The sequence below is a fragment of the Mycobacteroides franklinii genome (assembly GCF_001853795.1).
In the GTDB taxonomy this organism is placed as follows: domain Bacteria; phylum Actinomycetota; class Actinomycetes; order Mycobacteriales; family Mycobacteriaceae; genus Mycobacterium; species Mycobacterium franklinii.
The window spans coordinates 1003196-1021322 of record NZ_MLIK01000019.1; the positions used below are offsets into that span (position 1 = coordinate 1003196).

The 18127-nt window shown below is 63.2% G+C and carries 20 protein-coding genes; 18 read left to right on the forward strand and 2 right to left on the reverse strand.

Features of this window, described 5'->3' with window-relative positions:
- Positions 1-76 precede the first annotated feature (76 nt).
- From BKG76_RS12605 to BKG76_RS12670, 14 genes are all read left to right on the forward strand, one after another.
- A complete protein-coding gene (locus BKG76_RS12605) occupies positions 77-1135 on the forward strand; it encodes a phosphotransferase family protein (RefSeq protein ID WP_070937937.1) in 1059 nt (352 codons plus the stop codon).
- Between the two features lie 46 nt (positions 1136-1181).
- On the forward strand, positions 1182-1940 hold the full coding sequence (locus BKG76_RS12610; protein ID WP_070937938.1) for a crotonase/enoyl-CoA hydratase family protein: 759 nt from the start codon (positions 1182-1184) through the stop codon (positions 1938-1940).
- A 175-nt stretch (positions 1941-2115) separates the two neighbouring features.
- Entirely contained in the window at positions 2116-3048 is a 933-nt protein-coding gene (locus tag BKG76_RS12615; protein ID WP_070937939.1) for a class I SAM-dependent methyltransferase, read from the forward strand.
- A gap of 2 nt (positions 3049-3050) precedes the next feature.
- Positions 3051-3959 carry an SAM-dependent methyltransferase gene (locus BKG76_RS12620; RefSeq protein WP_070937940.1) on the forward strand — a complete coding sequence of 303 codons (909 nt, stop codon included), beginning with the start codon at positions 3051-3053 and terminating at the stop codon, positions 3957-3959.
- A gap of 1 nt (position 3960) precedes the next feature.
- Positions 3961-4887 carry a class I SAM-dependent methyltransferase gene (locus BKG76_RS12625; protein WP_070937941.1) on the forward strand — a complete coding sequence of 309 codons (927 nt, stop codon included), beginning with the start codon at positions 3961-3963 and terminating at the stop codon, positions 4885-4887.
- A gap of 12 nt (positions 4888-4899) precedes the next feature.
- On the forward strand, positions 4900-5826 hold the full coding sequence (locus BKG76_RS12630; protein WP_070937942.1) for a class I SAM-dependent methyltransferase: 927 nt from the start codon (positions 4900-4902) through the stop codon (positions 5824-5826).
- A 78-nt stretch (positions 5827-5904) separates the two neighbouring features.
- On the forward strand, positions 5905-6201 hold the full coding sequence (locus BKG76_RS12635) for a hypothetical protein (RefSeq protein ID WP_070937943.1): 297 nt from the start codon (positions 5905-5907) through the stop codon (positions 6199-6201).
- 12 nt (positions 6202-6213) lie between these two features.
- Positions 6214-7800 carry a hypothetical protein gene (locus BKG76_RS12640; protein WP_070937944.1) on the forward strand — a complete coding sequence of 529 codons (1587 nt, stop codon included), beginning with the start codon at positions 6214-6216 and terminating at the stop codon, positions 7798-7800.
- Positions 7797-8462 (forward strand): hypothetical protein, encoded by a 666-nt coding sequence (locus BKG76_RS12645; RefSeq protein WP_070937945.1) that lies wholly within the window; start codon positions 7797-7799, stop codon positions 8460-8462. The genes BKG76_RS12640 and BKG76_RS12645 overlap by 4 nt, the downstream gene beginning before the upstream one ends.
- A gap of 41 nt (positions 8463-8503) precedes the next feature.
- Complete coding sequence (locus tag BKG76_RS12650; protein WP_070937946.1) at positions 8504-9529, forward strand: glutathione S-transferase family protein; 1026 nt, start codon at positions 8504-8506, stop codon at positions 9527-9529.
- Positions 9530-9628: 99 nt separating this feature from the next.
- Positions 9629-10717 carry a Re/Si-specific NAD(P)(+) transhydrogenase subunit alpha gene (locus tag BKG76_RS12655; RefSeq protein WP_070937947.1) on the forward strand — a complete coding sequence of 363 codons (1089 nt, stop codon included), beginning with the start codon at positions 9629-9631 and terminating at the stop codon, positions 10715-10717.
- 2 nt (positions 10718-10719) lie between these two features.
- The gene (locus BKG76_RS12660) at positions 10720-11049 is read left to right on the forward strand and encodes an NAD(P) transhydrogenase subunit alpha (protein WP_070937948.1); all 330 of its coding nucleotides are present in this window, start codon (positions 10720-10722) and stop codon (positions 11047-11049) included.
- A complete protein-coding gene (locus tag BKG76_RS12665; RefSeq protein ID WP_070937949.1) occupies positions 11046-12491 on the forward strand; it encodes an NAD(P)(+) transhydrogenase (Re/Si-specific) subunit beta in 1446 nt (481 codons plus the stop codon). Before BKG76_RS12660 ends, BKG76_RS12665 begins: the two co-directional genes overlap by 4 nt.
- Positions 12492-12709: 218 nt before the next feature.
- Positions 12710-13144, forward strand: a complete 435-nt coding sequence (locus tag BKG76_RS12670; protein ID WP_407937649.1) for a hypothetical protein — start codon at positions 12710-12712, stop codon at positions 13142-13144.
- Here the strand turns inward: BKG76_RS12670 and BKG76_RS12675 are convergent.
- Positions 13141-14295, reverse strand: a complete 1155-nt coding sequence (locus tag BKG76_RS12675; RefSeq protein ID WP_070937950.1) for a low temperature requirement protein A — start codon at positions 14293-14295, stop codon at positions 13141-13143. The genes BKG76_RS12670 and BKG76_RS12675 overlap by 4 nt on opposite strands.
- A gap of 151 nt (positions 14296-14446) precedes the next feature.
- Here BKG76_RS12675 and BKG76_RS12680 point away from each other — a divergent pair, with 151 nt between their 5' ends.
- The 3 genes from BKG76_RS12680 to BKG76_RS12690 are packed head-to-tail and all read left to right on the forward strand — an operon-like array spanning position 14447 to position 16560.
- Complete coding sequence (locus tag BKG76_RS12680) at positions 14447-15130, forward strand: TetR/AcrR family transcriptional regulator (protein WP_070937951.1); 684 nt, start codon at positions 14447-14449, stop codon at positions 15128-15130.
- A 13-nt stretch (positions 15131-15143) separates the two neighbouring features.
- Entirely contained in the window at positions 15144-16061 is a 918-nt protein-coding gene (locus tag BKG76_RS12685) for an alpha/beta fold hydrolase (RefSeq protein WP_070937952.1), read from the forward strand.
- A gap of 4 nt (positions 16062-16065) precedes the next feature.
- A complete protein-coding gene (locus BKG76_RS12690; protein WP_070937953.1) occupies positions 16066-16560 on the forward strand; it encodes an SRPBCC family protein in 495 nt (164 codons plus the stop codon).
- Here the strand turns inward: BKG76_RS12690 and BKG76_RS12695 are convergent.
- A complete protein-coding gene (locus tag BKG76_RS12695) occupies positions 16528-17205 on the reverse strand; it encodes a GntR family transcriptional regulator (protein ID WP_070939182.1) in 678 nt (225 codons plus the stop codon). The genes BKG76_RS12690 and BKG76_RS12695 overlap by 33 nt on opposite strands.
- Positions 17206-17309: 104 nt before the next feature.
- Here BKG76_RS12695 and BKG76_RS12700 point away from each other — a divergent pair, with 104 nt between their 5' ends.
- Positions 17310-18116 (forward strand): enoyl-CoA hydratase-related protein, encoded by an 807-nt coding sequence (locus tag BKG76_RS12700; protein ID WP_070937954.1) that lies wholly within the window; start codon positions 17310-17312, stop codon positions 18114-18116.
- Positions 18117-18127 lie beyond the last annotated feature (11 nt).

An 18127-nucleotide genomic window follows, 5' to 3' on the forward strand; every position in this document is an offset into this window, starting at 1 on the left:
CGCAACTGGTGTGCGAATAGGCAAAGAATGCCCCGGCCCCTCGCTTGCGGTTTGTGTCGTCAGGTAAACATGACCCATGCACGATGACGTGACACCCGATGCCGATGCTATTCCCGCGAGTCTGCTGGAGTACCTCAACCGTGAGCTGGGGGAGGAAGTCAGCGTCCGCAGGCTCTCGGCCGGGCATTCGAACCTGACCTATGTGGTCACCGGAACCTCTGGTACGCAGTGGATTATGCGGCGTCCCCCGTTTGGGCGCCTGCAGGCGGGCGCGCACGATGTGATGCGTGAGTATCGGGTGCTTGACGCGCTCAGTACCGCGCAGGTGCGGGTGCCGCGCGTGACGCTGGCCAGCACCGATGCCGAGATCTTTGGCGCTCCGTTCTATCTGATGGAGCGGCAGGAAGGTGAGGTGATCCGGGACGTCTCGCCCGAATGGTTCGTGGGCCCCGTCCGGAGCACGCTGATCCTGGACCTGGCGGTCGCGCTCGCCGAGATTCACAATGCGGATCCGATGCGGTTGGTCGAGGCCAAGCTGGGTCGTGAATCCGGTTACCTGGCACGGCAATTGAAGACATGGGGTGGGCAATGGGAATCCATCAAAGAGCTGCCCACCGGTCGTGATCTTGAGGATCACACGGCGATTACCGCATGGCTCACCGAGAATTACCCCGGGGACCGCCCGGCGGCCGTGGTGCACGGTGACTACAAACTGGACAACGTGCTCGTCGACCCGAAGACGTCGCGGATCACCGCGGTGCTGGACTGGGAGATGGCGACCGTCGGTGATCCCCTGGCCGACCTGGGGTACCTGCTGTACATGACCCCCGAGCCGGGCGGTGAGGTCGCCATGTCCGAGCTCACCGGGTCGGTGACCGCGCAGGAGGGGTGCCCCTCGCACGCCGAGATCGCCGAGGCCTATCGCGCGGCTCGCACGGGTGATCAAAGCTATTGGACGCCAGAGGATTTGATCTACTACCAGGTGCTGGGAGGATGGAAGCTCGCCACGCTCCTGGAAGTGTCCTATCAACGGCATCTGGCCGGCACCACCGATGATCCCTTCTTCGCGGAGCTGGAACAGGGTGTTCCCCGATTGCTTTCGGTGGCCCGCAGCCTGATTCCGACCGCTGGTTAGCATCAACTACACATTCACCGACTCACTCACTACGCAGAGGAATGCCATGGCCGACGAAGTCCTGATCGAACAGCGTGACCGTGTCCTATTGATCACCATCAACCGTCCGGACGCGCGTAACGCGGTCAACCGGGCCGTCAGCCAAGGGCTGGCCGCCGCCGCGGATCAGCTGGACAGCTCCGATGACCTGTCCGTCGCCATCATCACCGGTGCGGGCGGAAACTTCTGCGCCGGAATGGATCTCAAGGCATTTGTGAGCGGTGAGGCGGTGCTGTCCGAGCGCGGCCTCGGCTTCACCAACGTGCCGCCTCGTAAGCCGATCATCGCCGCGGTGGAGGGTTTCGCGCTGGCCGGCGGTACCGAGCTGGTGCTGTCCTGCGATCTGGTGGTGGCGGGGCGCAGCGCCAAGTTCGGCATCCCCGAGGTCAAGCGTGGGCTGGTGGCCGGTGCCGGCGGCCTGCTGCGTCTGCCGAACCGGATCCCGTATCAGGTCGCCATGGAGCTGGCGCTCACCGGTGACTCGTTCACCGCGGAGGACGCTGCCAAGTACGGGTTCATCAACCGGCTCGTCGACGACGGGCAGGCTCTGGATACCGCGCTGGAGCTGGCCACCAAGATCACCGCGAACGGTCCGTTGGCCGTCGCGGCCACCAAGCGCATCATCATCGAGTCCGCGAGCTGGGCGCCCGAGGAGGCCTTCGTCAAGCAGGGCGAGATCCTCATGCCGATCTTCGTGTCCGAGGACGCCAAGGAGGGCGCGAAGGCGTTCGCCGAGAAGCGCCCCGCGGTCTGGCAGGGCAAGTAGCTTCTCCCTCCGTCTGCTCGCAGCGGGGCGCTGGTGGCCGCCGAAAGGGCCAGTGGCGCTCCCAGCCAATCGGCGTACTGTAGTTAGTTGTGCGAACTTGTCATAGGTAAAACGCCTTGACCTGCATTTTTAAATGTACGTACACCTGACATGCACGTTTGATGGGAGACCTGCTGTGGCCAGAACCGAAGGTGACACCTGGGACATCGTGACGAGCGTGGGAGCGACCGCGCTCATTGTCTCGGCGATGCGTGCGGTGGAGGCACGCAAGCCCGATCCGCTTGCACGGGACGAGTACGCGCAGCATTTCGTCGCCGCGACCAAGGTCGAGGCGCCGATCTTCTCCGAGCTACTCGAGGATTCCGCCGTCGCGGCGGAGCCCGACGTGCAACTGTTCTCGAGCTACCTCGGCGCGCGGACCAAGTACTTCGATGAGTTCTTCCTGGCCGCCGGGGAGGCGGGCATTCGGCAGGCAGTGATCCTGGCGGCGGGCCTCGATGTGCGGGGATACCGTCTGCCCTGGGCGGCGGGCACCACGGTCTACGAGCTAGACCTCCCGAAGGTGCTTGAGTTCAAGAAGCAGGTTCTCGACGAGCAGGGTGCACGGGCCACGGCGACCGTGCACGAACTGCATGTAGATCTGCGCGACGATTGGCCGCTGGCGCTCAAGGCCGCGGGATTCGATCCTTCATTGCCGACGGCGTGGCTTGCCGAGGGACTGCTGCCCTTCCTGCCCGGAGCCGCCCAGGACTTGCTGTTCCAGCGGATTGTCGACCTTTCTGCGCCCGGAAGCCGAGTTTCCGTAGAGGATTTCGGCGCTCCCGGGAATCAGGCGGATCGGATGTCGAACGCGATGGAGAACGAGGATGGCGCGCTACAGCGGATCTTCAAGAGCATTACCGAGGAAGATGCCGCCCCGTCGAGCCTGTGGTTCGGCGATGAGCGCGAGGATCCGGCGCAGTGGCTGACCAACCACGGATGGACCGTCGAGGCGACCACCGCCGGCGAACTTCTGAAGCGATACAACCGGGCTCCGCTGGCGGGCCAGCACGAACTCACCGACGCCATGGGACAAAGTCGGTACTTCACCGCGGTGCTCGGCGCGTAGGCATGGTGCGCACCGAGGGGGACTCCTGGGACATCGTGACGAGCGTCGGCTACACGGCGCTCGCGGTGGCGGCGGGACGCGCGCTCGACGCCAAGTTGGATCCGCCGCTGGCATATGACGAGCACGCCGCCGGTTTCGTGGCGGCGGCGGGCGCACCGAAGCTTGCCGCGGCGGTGGCCAGTGGAGATATGACAAGCGCTGCGGCCTTCAACGCACAGTGGGTCGGCGTCCGGACGCGATTTTTCGACAACTTCTTCGCCGACGCGGCAGGTGCCGGAGTGCGTCAGCACGTGATTTTGGCCGCCGGGTTGGATTCGCGCGCATACCGATTGCCGTGGCCCGCCGTGACGACCGTTTTCGAGTTGGATCAGCCGAAGGTGTTGCAGTTCAAGGATGAGGTCTTGCGGCGATCCGGTGCGCAGCCGAGTGCTATTCGGGTGACGGTGGCCGTCGACCTGCGGGACGATTGGCCGACCGCCTTACGCGAGGCGGGTTTTGACACCGGTCAGCCGACGGGATGGATTCTCGAGGGGCTGTTGCCCTATCTACCGGGTGCGGCGCAGGATGCTTTGTTCGAAAGGCTGAATGAGTTGTCGGCCCCTGGCAGCCGGGTGGCCGCCGAACTGGGTCCCAACCCTGGAGAACTGGAGCGTCTTGCGGCTTCCATCGCGACGGTTGTTGACGACACCAGTGACGGTGAGGCACAACCGAATCTGCGTGACCTGTGGTTCGACGATCCGCGGGTGGACACCAAGGCCTGGTTGGCCGAGCGCGGTTGGACGGTTACCGATGCCAACCTGATAGACGCCGCGGTGACCTACGGCCGGCCACTGCACGATCTGCCACAAGCATTTGAAAAGTTCCTGAGCACCAAGTTCTTTACCGCAATCCGAGACCATCCGAGAGGCTGAGATGACAAGCACCGACCAAGGAAGCTGGACCCGCAGCGATGGAGACTCCTGGGACATCGTGTCCAGCGTGGGGTACACCGCGCTCGGCGTCAGCGCGCAGCGTGCCGTGGAGAGCGAGCGCCCCGACGCGCTGATCGTGGACCCGTTCGCCAAGCATTTCGTGCTCGCGGCGGGCGAACCGCATTTGATCGAGACGATTACCAAACGTGATGCGCCGCAGGCATCCCCGTTCGAGTATCTGCGCGGCATGGGTATGCGCAGCCGATTCTTCGATGAGTTCTTCCTCGACGCGGCGGCCGCCGGGATCAAGCAGGCGGTCATCTTGGCCGCGGGGCTGGACTCGCGGGCACATCGGCTTGCTTGGCCCGACGGTGTCACGGTGTACGAGCTCGATCAGCCACAGGTGCTGGCCTTCAAGGACGGCGTGTATGCCGAGCAGGGCGCCGCACCGACCTGTAATCGCCGTGCCGTCGCCGTCGACCTGCGCGATGACTGGCCGGCCGCACTCAAGGAGGCCGGATTCGATCCCGGCCAGCCCACCGCGTGGTCGGCCGAAGGGCTGCTGCCGTACCTGCCTGCGACGGCGCAAGACCTGCTGTTCGAGCGGATCGTTGAACTGTCCGCTCCCGGTAGCCGCGCCGCCATCGAGGGCCCGACGGGCACGCTCGGGATGAGTCAGTTCGCGAAGGTGGAGCAGAAGTACCGGTCCGAAAAGGACACCTTCGGCAAGATCGACATCACCGGACTGTTCTATGACGAGGAGAAGACGCCACCCATCGAGTGGTTCTCGGTGCGCGGATGGAACACCGAGGGGCTGGACATGTTTGATCTGGCTGACCGCTACGGCGTCGAACATCCGGAAATCCCAGAGGACATCCGGGAGTTGGCCGGCGCCATGCACTACCTGACTTGCTCCCTGCCTGCCTGAAAGGATTCATCAATGACCGATATTGCCGACAAGGATTGGTCGCGCAGCGACGGCGACTCATGGGACATCGTGTCGAGCGTCGGGTTCACGGCGCTGGGCGTGGCTGCGGCACGGGCGCTGGAGAACACACAGCCTGACCCGTTGGTGCGGGACAGCTACGCGGAGCATTTTGTGCGTGCCGCGGGTGAACCGCACCTGATCGGGTTGCTGGACAATCCGGAGACGCAGAATCTCAACCCCACCACGGCGCTGCGGCAGATCGGATTGCGCAGCAAGTTCTTCGATGAGTTCTTTGTGCGTGCGACGAATTCCGGTTGCCGGCAGGCGGTGATACTCGCTGCCGGACTGGATGTGCGTGCGCACCGGTTGCCGTGGCCCGAGGGCACCAAGGTCTTCGAACTGGATCAGCCCCAGGTGCTGGGGTTCAAGGATCGCGTGCTCGATGAGCAGGGCGCCACAGTCACGAGTGATCGGCGCGAGGTCGCTATCGATCTTCGTGAGGATTGGCCCGCCGCCTTGCTTGCTGCCGGATTCGATCCGGAGGTTCCTACGGCATGGTCGGCCGAAGGCCTGATTGTGTATTTGCCTTCGGCGGCACAGGATCTGTTGTTCGAGAGGGTCGTGGCGCTTTCGGCGCCGGGTAGTCAGGTCGCGGTGGAAGCCACCCGGGGCAGGCCCAACATCGCCAAATGGGGCGAGGTCCAGAAGAAGTACGCGGATGACAACCATCCCATGTCCAAGGTGGACATCACCACGCTGTTCTACGACGAAGAGCGGGCCGATGTTGCGGAGTGGTTTGCCGCGCGTGGATGGACGGTCCAGGGTGCACATGTTCTGGAGTTGGCTGCCGAGTATGGCGTCGATATCCCGGAGCTCCCCGAGGAGGTCCTCGAATTGGTCAAGCAGGGCAACTACGTCACCGCCGTTTTGCCGAGCTAAGAGGCTTATCCCCAGGGACTGGCTGGGTGCGATGTTCCGGGCTAACATGCGGGAGGGGCATGTTCAGAGGGGGAACGCATGAAAATCGACCCGGTAGCGACGGAAAAATGCGCGGCACAACTGGACGCGACGGATACACATGTCGAGTTCGCCAAGGCGAAGCTACGTGCCACCGAGGGCAAGGATCTCGGTGATCTGACCGACGCTATGAATGCCGCGCGCAACCGGATATCGGGTGCGTTGGGCACGGTTTCGGCTGTGCAGAAGGAGATTTCGCAGAACATCCGCACGTGCACCAAGGCGCTTGTCGAGATGGATCAGCGTAACGCCGGAAATCTCAGCGACGCCGGTATCAAGTTCCCGGTGCTCAACTAGGGCCGCTGCCTGATGACGCTGGGTGACACACAAAAACAGTTGGAGCAGGTAATCGCCGATCTGCGACAGATCGGTGAGATCAGTGTGAGCACCGTCTGGCCGATTGCCAGAAAGGTTGTTGCGGCGGTCCGCAAGGTCATCTCCGTGGCCACCGAACCCCCTCCGCCCGACCCGGAAACGGTGCGGGAGGTGGCGGCGCGCTGGCGGGAAATGGCGCCCGCCATGGGGGAGTGGCATGCCAACGACGTGCAACAGGCCCAGAACACCATCCCCGACACGGTGTGGGGGCGGACGTCAGGTGATTCGTACGGTGAAACAACCGGGGACAAGGCCCGCACCAGCATCGCGAACTTCAAGACGCGATCCACCACGATCGGTCCGGCCGCGACCGGGGTCGCGAGTTCTCTGGATACCTTCGGTGGGTCGATGGAGAAGGCGCGCGATCGGTGGCACAACGCGTTCAATTCACTGAAGGACGACGTCGACTGGAACAACATTCCGAAGAACGCGTTCGATGCGATCCCGTATGTGCGCAAGCTCGTGGGCGACGTCGTGCATGGGGTGGAGGAGCTCGCCGGTGCGTATGGAGACGCCGATAAGGCGGTCAACACCGCCAAGGGTGAGCTCGGAAAGGCGTTGGAGGGCATCACATTGCCCGACCACACCTCTGTCGCGGCGGGTGCCATCGGTTCGGTCAACAATTGGTCGGACGTCAAGAACGATCCGGATGGGCACAAGGACGGAACCGGTTTGCGGCCGGGCGTGCAAGAACGTGCCGATGCCAATCTGGCGGCGATGAGTCCCGAGGATCGCGCGAAGGCGCAGGCGATGTTGGACGGTGCGAAGGACGACGCCCGGCGGAACTGGATCATCGCGGCTCTCGCGCGGGGTGGGGATATCGAGTCGTTGCAGCGGTTCGCTGACCGACTGAACCTTCCTCCCGAGCAGGGGGGCCTGACCGATAAGCAACTGCAGGAACTTGATCCGACGGTGTACGCGGCGGACCATCCGAAGGTACTGAAGCAACCCGACGACACGACATGCGGTTCGGGGACGTTGGTCACCGCAAAGATGATCAATGACCCGATGTACGCCATGAAGGTTCTGACGGGGTACGACCCGCGCACAGGAGAAAGTCTGCCTGGCGGTGATAACACGGATGCTGTCCACGCGAGGTTCGGGGACGAGGCGAAGAAGATGCACGACCTGACCAATAACGCGGTGATTCCCGGTTGGGGGACGAACTGGCCGGAGTCGGCGGGTACGCCGCCTTGGGGCGTCGCTGACGAGATGGGGAATGGAGCGGGTGTGCCGGGCAGTACCTACCAATGGAACATGGGACTGCCGTTCAACGGGGCAGGCGAATACCAGTCCGTGAGTGCGGCGGTGCAGTCTGGCCAGGTCGTACCGATCTACATAGGCGACGGTGCGTACCCGAACCACATTGTCCTGGTTACAGGAATGAGCGGGGAGACCCTTGAGATTTATGACCCCGGCTCGGGAACAACTACAAAGTTCACGAAGGATCAGTTTGTGAACGGCAACATCCCCTTGTGGGACAAGAGCTGGCGAGTCTGGGGCGCGGTGACTCCGAAATGAAATACATGAACGCTGTGCCCGCGTTGGCTCTTATCTTCGCCGTTGCCGCAGCATGTCCGAGTGATGCAACGGTCTATAAGGCAAACGATTCTGACAACCAACGAGCAGAGCGACTCGCGAACGATCACTGGTTGGCTCCCGCGAAAGTTGCTGCACAGAACTACAACGGACTGGCCTTCGTCACTCGAATGTCAGTGTCGCGCAAGTATTCTCTAGCAGGTGGTAACCCGGCAGATGTAGCCGCCCGAGAAGCGCGTAAGGCTATTGATAGCGGTTGGAGTCTGACATACGTGAAGTGCGGAATGATCCCGCAGCCGATGGCCTCCAGCGCCGAAGATGCAAAACTTGACGGGGTAGAGGTCAATTTAGAGCGTTCGCCGACCGATCCTGAACGTGCGGCGTTCGCACAGCTATCTGTCTATGGCTCTGGCGGCAAGAGCGACGAACTTGAAGTCGCGATTAATGCAGTCAGTCAATTTCATTCGGACAAAGGATGGCCGGATCTACAGAATGTACCGATTGACGCAACGTGCCTTGTGACTCCGGGTGCGCCTCCATTGGGCCAGAACACCTCCTCGGCCTTCCCGCGCGGTATTGCAGAAGGACTGTCGCTCGGACAGCCGCTGAACGAGAAGGGCGAACCTGACGGATCGGCGCGCTGACGCACGTTGCCTCAAACGCTGACAGTGCCAGACTGGGGTGTGTGAGCCAGAACCCGGAGAACACCAAGTACGTCGAGCCCGGCGAGTTCAAGCGGGACACCAACTACATCGACACCCGGATCACGGCAGACGGCCGCGATGGCTACTCCGTAGAGCCCGGCAGATACCGACTTGTTGCGGCACGTGCCTGTCCCTGGGCCAACCGGACGCTCATTGTCCGCCGGCTGCTTGGGCTGGAAAGTGCGCTATCGCTTGGACTCTGCGGGCCCACGCACGACAAGCGCAGCTGGACCTTCGATCTTGACCCGGGTGGGCTCGATCCCGTCTTGGGCATCCATTTCTTGCGCGATGCCTACCTCAAGCGGTACCCGGACTATCCGCGCGGTATCACCGTGCCCGCGATAGTTGAAGAGGCCACGGGCGCGGTGGTCACCAACGACTACGCGCAGATGACGCTGGACTTCTCCACAGAATGGACGGAATACCACCGGCCCGGCGCACCTGAGCTGTACCCGGAGGCGCTGCGCTCCGAAATCGACGAGGTGAACCGCCGCGTCTACACCGAGGTCAACAACGGCGTCTATCGCTGCGGTTTCGCCGGAGACCAGGATGCCTATGACGCCGCCTATGACCGGCTGTTCGTGGCACTGGATTGGTTATCGGAAAGGCTTGCCGGACAACGCTATCTCGTAGGTGACACCATCACAGAAGCCGATGTGCGGCTGTTCACCACACTGGTCCGGTTCGATCCGGTCTACCACGGGCACTTCAAATGCAATCGCGAGAAGCTGACCGAGATGCCGGTGCTGTGGGCTTACGCGCGCGATGTGTATCAGACACCGGGCTTCGGAGACACCGTCGACTTCGGTCAGATCAAGGAGCACTACTACGTGGTGCACACCGATATCAATCCCACGCGCATCGTCCCCAAGGGGCCGGATTTACGTGGCTGGAGCACCGCCCACGACCGCGAGGCATTGGGTGGTCGCCCGTTCGGTGATGGCACTCCGCCGGGTCCGCCGAGCGAGTCGGAACGCGTGCCAGATTACGGTCATTGCCCTGGTTAACTACCTTTGCAGCATTTACAAAAACGGAAGACTTGTTAACAAGCATGCCTTTCCTTAGTATCCGTCGGCATGCTGCACCACAGGGTGAAGGGCGAGTAGATGACCGATCAACCAGTCACTATCGGAGTTGTCCGAGAGTCGGGTGAGGATGAGCGCCGCGTAGCGCTGGTACCGAAGTCGATCGCCGGCCTGATTGGCAAGGGTGTGAACATCGTCATAGAAAGTGGCGCCGGAGAGCGCGCGCTACTGCCTGACGAGCTTTACACCGAAGCCGGCGCGACGGTCGGTGACGCCTGGTCCGCCGACATCGTGGTGAAGGTGGCACCGCCATCGGAGGCCGAGGTCGCTCGCCTGCGCGAGGGGCAGACCCTCATCGGCTTCCTGGCGCCTCGCAATGCCGATAACAGCATCGGCGCGTTGAAGAGTGCCGGCGTGCAAGCCTTTGCGGTGGAAGCCATTCCGCGTATCTCTCGCGCACAGGTGATGGACGCGCTGTCGTCGCAGGCCAATGTCGCCGGTTACAAGTCGGTGCTCGTAGCGGCTTCCGAATCGACCCGCTTCTTCCCGATGCTCACCACCGCCGCCGGGACCGTGAAGCCCGCGCTGTTGTTGGTCCTCGGCGTCGGTGTGGCCGGCCTGCAGGCTCTGGCCACCGCCAAGCGCCTCGGTGCCCGCACCACCGGCTACGACGTGCGCCCCGAGGTGGCCGATCAGGTTCGTTCGGTCGGCGCCCAGTGGCTTGATCTCGGGATCGATGCGGCCGGCGAGGGCGGTTACGCCCGCGAGCTGACCGACGAGGAGCGTCAGAAGCAGCAGCAGGCACTCGAAGATGCCATCAAGGGATTCGATGTCGTCATCACCACCGCACTGGTGCCGGGACGCCCCGCTCCGCGCCTGGTGACCGCCGCCGCCGTTCAAGGGATGAAGCCGGGTTCGGTGGTTGTCGACCTCGCCGGCGAGACCGGCGGCAACTGTGAGCTCACCGAGCCGGGCCAGACCGTCGTCAAGCACGGCGTCACCATCGTCTCGCCCCTGAACCTGCCGGCCACCATGCCCGAACACGCCAGCGAGCTGTATGCCAAGAACATCACGTCCGTCCTCGAACTCCTCATCAAGGACGGTGCCCTGGCGCCGGACTTCGATGACGAGATCGTCGCGGGTTCCTGCGTTACCCGGGAGGTCTCCTAGTCATGTATGGACAGCTGCTGGCCAACATCGCGATCCTGGTGCTTGCCGGGTTCGTCGGGTTCGCCGTTATCTCCAAGGTGCCCAACACCTTGCACACCCCGCTGATGTCGGGCACCAACGCCATTCACGGCATCGTCGTGCTGGGTGCGTTGATCGTGCTGGGCAATCTGCCCGCTGATGCCAGCTGGGGTACCCGGATCATCGCGTTCGTCGCGCTGATCTTCGGAACCCTGAACGTGATTGGTGGCTTCCTGGTGACCGATCGCATGCTGGGCATGTTCAAGTCGAAGAAGCCAGCACAGTCTGAGCAGCAGAAAGAGGCAGTCAAGTGACTTCTGAGAGCCTCAACTACATCGTCGATGTTCTCTACATCGCCGCATTCGCCCTCTTCATCTACGGCCTGTCCGGGCTGACCGGACCCAAGACCGCGGTGCGCGGTAACTGGATCGCCGCCGTCGGTATGGGTATCGCGGTGCTCGCCACGCTGATCAAGGTCAGCGAGACGGCCACCACGCTGGACTGGATTCTTATCGGCGCCGGTCTGGGAATCGGTGTCGCGCTGGGTATCCCGCCCGCGCTGAAGACCAAGATGACGGCCATGCCGCAGCTGGTGGCGCTGTTCAACGGCGTCGGCGGCGGCACCGTGGCACTTATCGCCTGGTCGGAATTCATTGAAACCAAGGGTTTCTCGGAGTTCAAGCCGGACCAGTCGCCGACCGTCGCGCTGGTAGTAGGGTCGCTGTTCGCCGCGGTCATCGGCTCGGTGTCGTTCTGGGGCTCGCTGGTGGCCTTCGCCAAGCTGCAGGAGTCCATTCCGAAAAACGTCGAGAAGCGGCTCGTCGCCTCCGCCAAGCTCTTCCAGGCCTCCAACATCGTGCTGCTGCTGGCCGCCGTCGGTGCTGCCGTTTACATCGGGCTGCACCCGGGTCTGCCCGTGTGGTGGATCGTCGCGGTGCTGGCATTCGCCGGTGTGATGGGTCTGTTCGTGGTGTTCCCGATCGGTGGCGCCGATATGCCGGTGGTCATCTCACTGCTCAACGCGATGACCGGTTTGTCTGCCGCCGCAGCAGGTTTGGCACTGAACAACACCGCCATGATCGTCGCGGGCATGATCGTCGGCGCGTCCGGTTCGATCCTGACCAACTTGATGGCTGTCGCGATGAACCGGTCGATTCCGGCCATCGTGTTCGGCTCGTTCGGTGGCGGTGACACCGCGGCTGCGGGTGGCTCGGCCGAGCAGGGCACGGTCAAGGCCACATCGGCTTCCGATGCCGCGATCCAGATGGCCTACGCCAACCAGGTCATCGTGGTGCCCGGTTACGGTCTGGCCGTCGCGCAGGCCCAGCACACCGTCAAGGAGATGGCGGACCTGCTGGAGAGCAAGGGTGTTGAGGTCAAGTACGCGATTCACCCGGTCGCGGGCCGCATGCCGGGCCACATGAACGTGCTGCTGGCCGAGGCCGATGTCGAGTACGACGCCATGAAGGAAATGGACGACATCAACGGCGAGTTCAACCGGACCGATGTCACCATCGTGATCGGCGCCAACGACGTCACCAACCCGGCGGCTCGCAATGACCCGTCGAGCCCGATTCACGGCATGCCGATTCTGAACGTCGACGAGTCGCGCTCGGTGATCGTGCTGAAGCGCTCGATGAGCTCGGGCTACGCCGGTATCGAGAACCCGCTGTTCTTCCAGCCGCAGACCTCGATGCTATTCGGGGATGCCAAGAAGTCGGTGTCCGCGGTCATCGAGGAGCTGAAGGCGCTGTAAGGAATCCCTTGCTCTGACAGGGCAAGTCAACGACGGTGACGTGATGGAGGGCTTCCTCCATCACCTCACTTCGTCGTTGAGGGCTTGTTCTAGAACCTTATGGGGCTTCTTGGCGAACACGGGGGCTTGGAGTATCTCGATCACGGCCGCCTGGCGGTAACGACCGTGTGCCAGGTTCCCACTCGGCGTAGTCGGCGTTGACGTCGTAGCATTTGTTCGTGTCGCGTAGTGCGCTAGTGGTGGTTCTCATGTCGGCTGTCGCCGTGGTTGTGCCGGTGTCGGCGGCTGCCGAACCGCATGACTGTTCTTCGGTGGATAAGGCGCGTCAACAGATCCAACAGATGACGTACACCCAAGGGCAGTCGGCCAGTCAGGTCGGCGCCACCCGGAACCGTGCGATTGCAGAGGTACTTCGCAATGCTGCAGCGGGTACGACCGATGACCTGGTGCGCACTCGCGCCACCGATGCGGCGGCTGCCGCCGACCAGTATGCGGATCAGCTCTCCGCTGTCACGTCGGTAACCGAGATATTGCCTTCCCAGAACGACGCGATGGTTCGCGCTGTCAACGCGATGGCGACCCTGGAGCAGATCTGTCCGATCGTGCAACCACAAGAAGTTCCGGAACCACAAGAAGTTCCGCCGCCGAGCTAATGGGCTTCGGTGTCCTCGACCCGGCGCCAGGTCACCAGCGCCGCGGCCAGCGCCGCCAACGCTGCCAGCCAGTAGAGCGCGTGCGGTAGGGGAGAAATCGCCACCGAGGCGACGGCAATGGCAGGTAGCCCGATGTTCAAGATCGCATCGCGGCGCTGCAGCAGCAGCACCAGCCAGGCCAGCACGAGATAGATGGCGAATGGGATCGTGATCGTGAGTGCTGCGATCGTGGGGTTCAGGTGGCTCTTGCCGAGCCCCTCGTCGACGGCGATTTCGAAGCCCGCCGAGAGCGCAGCCACGGCGGCGAAGATGAAGTAGTGGCTGTATCCCCACAACAGGGTGGCTCGCAGTGACGCGTCCTTGCACTCTTGTTCTTGGTCGAAGTAGATCCACCAGACTGCGGCGACAATGACCAACGCGGAGACCGCGATGCCGATCATGGTGGTGTAGTTCTCGGCTTCGTCGGCACCGCCGATGATTGAATTCGCCGACGCGAGAATGGATTCACCAAGCACGATCAGGGTGAACAAGCCGTAGCGCTCGGCGATGTGTTGGGGATGCCACGTTGTGGGCGCCACCTGCTCGGCTAACCACGGCACCGAGATGTCCACCAGAGCGATCACCACGAACAGCGGTACGCGTAGGTCTGCCGGCGCGAAGAGCCCCCAGCACACCCAGGCCGCCTGGGCGATGGAGATGCCTGCCACGTAGCGCAGGCAGGTGGGGCGCATCGCGGGATCGCTGATGGCCGCGCGCACCCACTGGCTCCCCGCCGCGATGCGCATCAGGACATACCCAGCGATCGCAATGCCGAAGTCTGACTCGGTCATCGCGCGCTCGACCCCCGCCGCGATGGTGAGCGCCCCGGCCATCTGAACGAACGTCGTCACCCGGTACAGCCAGTCGTCGGTGTCGAAGGCGCTGGCGAACCAGGTGAAGTTCATCCAGGCCCACCAGATGGCGAAGAAGCCGATCGCATACCCGACGAGCCCGTCGACAAAATGGCCTTCGGACCAGAAATGGTGCAGAGCGCCCGAAGCGCGGGACACCGCGACCACGAAGACGAGGTCGAACAGCAATTCAAGCGGGGTGGACGCGCGGTGCGGTTGTGCCGGATCGCGGGACACCATGGCCCTCAGGCCACCGATCATGTGGTTACCTACTGGTCTCGAGACTGCGGCGGACGTGGGCAGCTTAACGTGCAGAACGCCCTCAAGCTGGCGAACCTCCTGGGCGCCTAACCCAACCAGTTGATCGGGATTCCGTCCGCGAACAGATTCCCTACGCATATAGTGAGGCACCATGCAACCGGTGACCGACACTAAGGCAGGCGGCTCCTCGCAGCGCCGTGCTGGTCGCCGCGAGGAATTGGTGGCGGTGGCGTCCAAGTTGTTCGCGGCCCGTGGATATCACGGCACCCGAATGGACGATATCGCCGATGTCGCTGGCCTGAACAAGGCCACGGTGTACCACTACTTCGCGTCCAAGGCGCTCATCCTGTACGAGATCTACTTCAAGGCTGCCGAGGAGACTCTGGCCTGCCTGCAGGACGATCCGAACTGGACGGCGCGTGAGTCGCTGTATCAATGCACGAGCCGCATGCTGGCACTCATCTTCTCCAACCGTGAGCAGGGAGCCGTCTACTTCCAGGAGAACCCTTTCCTCTCGGAGTGGCTCTCGCCCGAGCAGGTGGCTGAGATCCGCAAGCGCGAGGACATGGTCCAGGAACGGGTCCAGAACATCATCGAGCGCGGTATCTCCAGCGGTGAGTTCGTCGAATGCGACTCCCATGTCATGGCGCTCGGCTACATCGGAATGGTGCTGGGCTCGTACCGCTGGCTCAACCCGAGTGGCCGCCGCAGCGCGCAGGAGATCGCGGTGGAGTTCAGCACCACGCTGCTGCGCGGGCTGATTCGGGACGAGGCAACGCGGATCAACGATCCGTTGGGTGTCGCGTCCACAACATCCGTTGACGGCACCCCGTAGCGGCGGACCGGTAGTGGCCGCTGACTCCATCCTGACATTGGACTTGCCCAACGTCAGATTGCAGGCGCTGTCCTGGGGACCCCACGACGGCCCGCTGGTGATCTGCGGGCACGGCTTCCCCGACTCCGCACACACCTGGCGCCTGCTGGGGCCGAGGTTGGCCGCCGAGGGATGGCGCGTGGTGGCCCCATTCACCCGCGGCTACTCACCTAGCGAGATACCGGCCGACGCCGAATACGGCCTGGGCGCCCTGATGCAAGATGTTCTCGACATTCATGCGGCGTTGGATGGCGACGAACGCTCGGTATACATCGGCCACGACTGGGGAGCGTTGGTCGGCAATGCCCTCGCCCGCAGCAGCCGGTCACCGTTCGCCCGCATGGTCACCATGGCCGTGCCGCCGTTTGAAGTGATCGGCTCAAATCTGGCTTCGATGGGGCCCACCGGCTGGCCGGGCGTACTCGGACGGCAACTGCTGATGAGCTGGTACACGCTGTTTCATCAGGTGCCGGTGCTACCGGAATTGTTGTTGCCCTGGCTTCTTCGTCTGTACTGGCGCCGGTGGTCGCCGGGATACGACGCGCGAGCGGATCTGCGGTACACCGGTGAGGCGATGCTTCAGAAGGGGAATCGCCGCGCGGTCATCGGCTACTACCGCGCAAACATTCGGAGGGCGTTGTTCCCGTCGCGGAAGTACTGGCGGACCCAGCGATCCCTCCTGGACGGGGCGCGTACGCCGGTGCTGTACCTCCATGGTCGTAACGATGGATGCATGACGCAGCGACTGGTAGATTCTGCGCGCCTGGATCTGCCTCATCGCAGCGTTGAAATCATCAATGGCGGTGGACATTTCGTGCATCTGGAATGCCCGGATGTGGTCTATGAACTTGTACGTGAGTTCCTAGGCCCGCCAACTGCAAAGGTAGAGTGAACCAATGCCAGTCGTCAGTCAGACCGTCGAGGTGGCCGCGCCACCGCAGGTGATCGTCTCCATCGTTACCAACTACGAGGCCTACCCCGAGTGGAACAAGGAGATCGCCAGCGTTGAGATTCTGCAGCGCCTCCCGGACGGTCGCCCACACATCGTGCGGCTGAAGGTGGAGACCTCCGGTATGTCCTCGACGAACGTCGCCGAGATCGCCTACCTCAATGCCTCGCAGGTGGCGACGCGGCTGCTGGAGAGCGACATCTTCGAGAAGCAGGAACAGACGTTCTCGATCGTCCCGATGGGGCAGATTTGCCTGCTCACGGTGGACATGGATGTCGAGACCAAGCTGCCGATACCCAAGCCGATGGTGAAGAAGCTTGCCAACCAGGTGCTCGAGCACCTGGCTGAGGGACTGAAGGGCCGTGCCGAAGCGGTCGCTTCCGGTCAGCTACAGCCGGCCGATCCGCACCTACCCCCCGGACCACATCCCGGCGCGGTCTAGGTACTCGATCAATCGGCGTGCGCCGTCGATGAACTGAACCTCGGTCTGGGCGATCACCTCGGTGATGTCTCCCGCGCGCAGTGCCGCGATGAGCTTGTCGTGAGATTGCACTGTGGGCCCGATCCACGAGGCGTCCTCGGCGAATAGCTGATGCGGTGTGTACCGCACCGCCTGCAGCAGAAACCAGGCCAGCTTGGGGCGGTCGGCCACATGGTTGAGAAGACGGTGGAACTCGAACTCGGCCCAGGTTATCTCCTCGGGTGAGGCCGCGTTCCGCAGCGCATCGTTGAGCTCGGCCAGGGCGTCTGCCTGTTCCGGCGTGATCCGTGCCGCGGCGGCCTTGGCAAGCTCGACCGCCAGATGCGACTGCAGGGCGAAGATGTCCTCGACGTCGTTGCGGCTGAGCGCGGCCACCGCGTAGCCGCGATGCGGAACTGCGTCCACCATGCCCTCGCCGCGCAGCGTCAGCAGCGCCTCCCGCACCGGGGTGACACTGACGCCCAGCTGGGCGGCTGTTTCATCCATCCGGATGTACTCACCGGGCCGCAGTTCGCCGGTCATGATCGCTGCGCGAAGTCGGCCAGCAACTTCTTCGGACAGCTGCGGCCTACGGATTTCGCGGGTCTGCGCCCGGGGAGTTTTCATCCGATCTGCCTGCCATTTCCACTTGTGGTGACGCTCTTGCATCTAAAGTCATATCAAATATATTTGAGCCGACGCGACGAAGCGACAATCCAGGAGGCTGTGACTTGAGTCCCGATGAACCTGTCGGTGCACCCGATGTAACCGTCGATGGCGGCATCATGCGGATCACGTTCACCAGGCCTGATCGAATGAATGCGCTCAACGGGCCGGCCACGGCCGGACTGATCGAGGCTCTTGATTCGGTGGCCGGTCGCGATGATGTGCGCGTTGTCGTCATCAGCGGTGGCGCCCCGGGCAGTGCCTTCACCGCAGGCGCCGATGTCGCGGAGCTGGCTGCGGGAACCGGGGATCTGAACCCGTTGCAGGCCGCCGAACTCACCATGGACAACGCCGAGCGATTGGTGCGCGCGGTGCTGAATTGCCCGGTGCCCACCATCGCGGAGGTCACGGGTGCGGCGGCAGGTATTGGCGCCTCGGTGGGTCTGGCGTGCGATTTGATCTACGCCGCCGACACGGCCTTCTTCCTCTTGGCCTTCGCGAACATCGGGCTCATGCCCGACGGCGGATCGAGTGCGCTGGTGTCTGCCTCTATCGGCCGTGTCAAGGCCAACGCGATGGCGCTTTTGGCCCAACCCCTCAATGCCACAGACGCTTTCGCGGCGGGACTGGTCAACGACGTGTTGCCGGGAGACCAGTTGCGCGAGCGCGTCGACAAGACGGCGCGCAGGCTGGCCCACGGTTCCCGCCGTGCGATGCAGCTGACCAAGGAGGCCATGAACTCGGTCTCGCTCAAGCTGTTCGACGAGGCCATCGCCCGCGAGCGCGAAGGGCAGATTGAGCTGCTGATTTCGCCCGATGCCCAGGAAGGCTTCGCCGCATTCCTCGAGGGCCGACGCCCCAACTTCAGTTAGTAGGAGAGTTT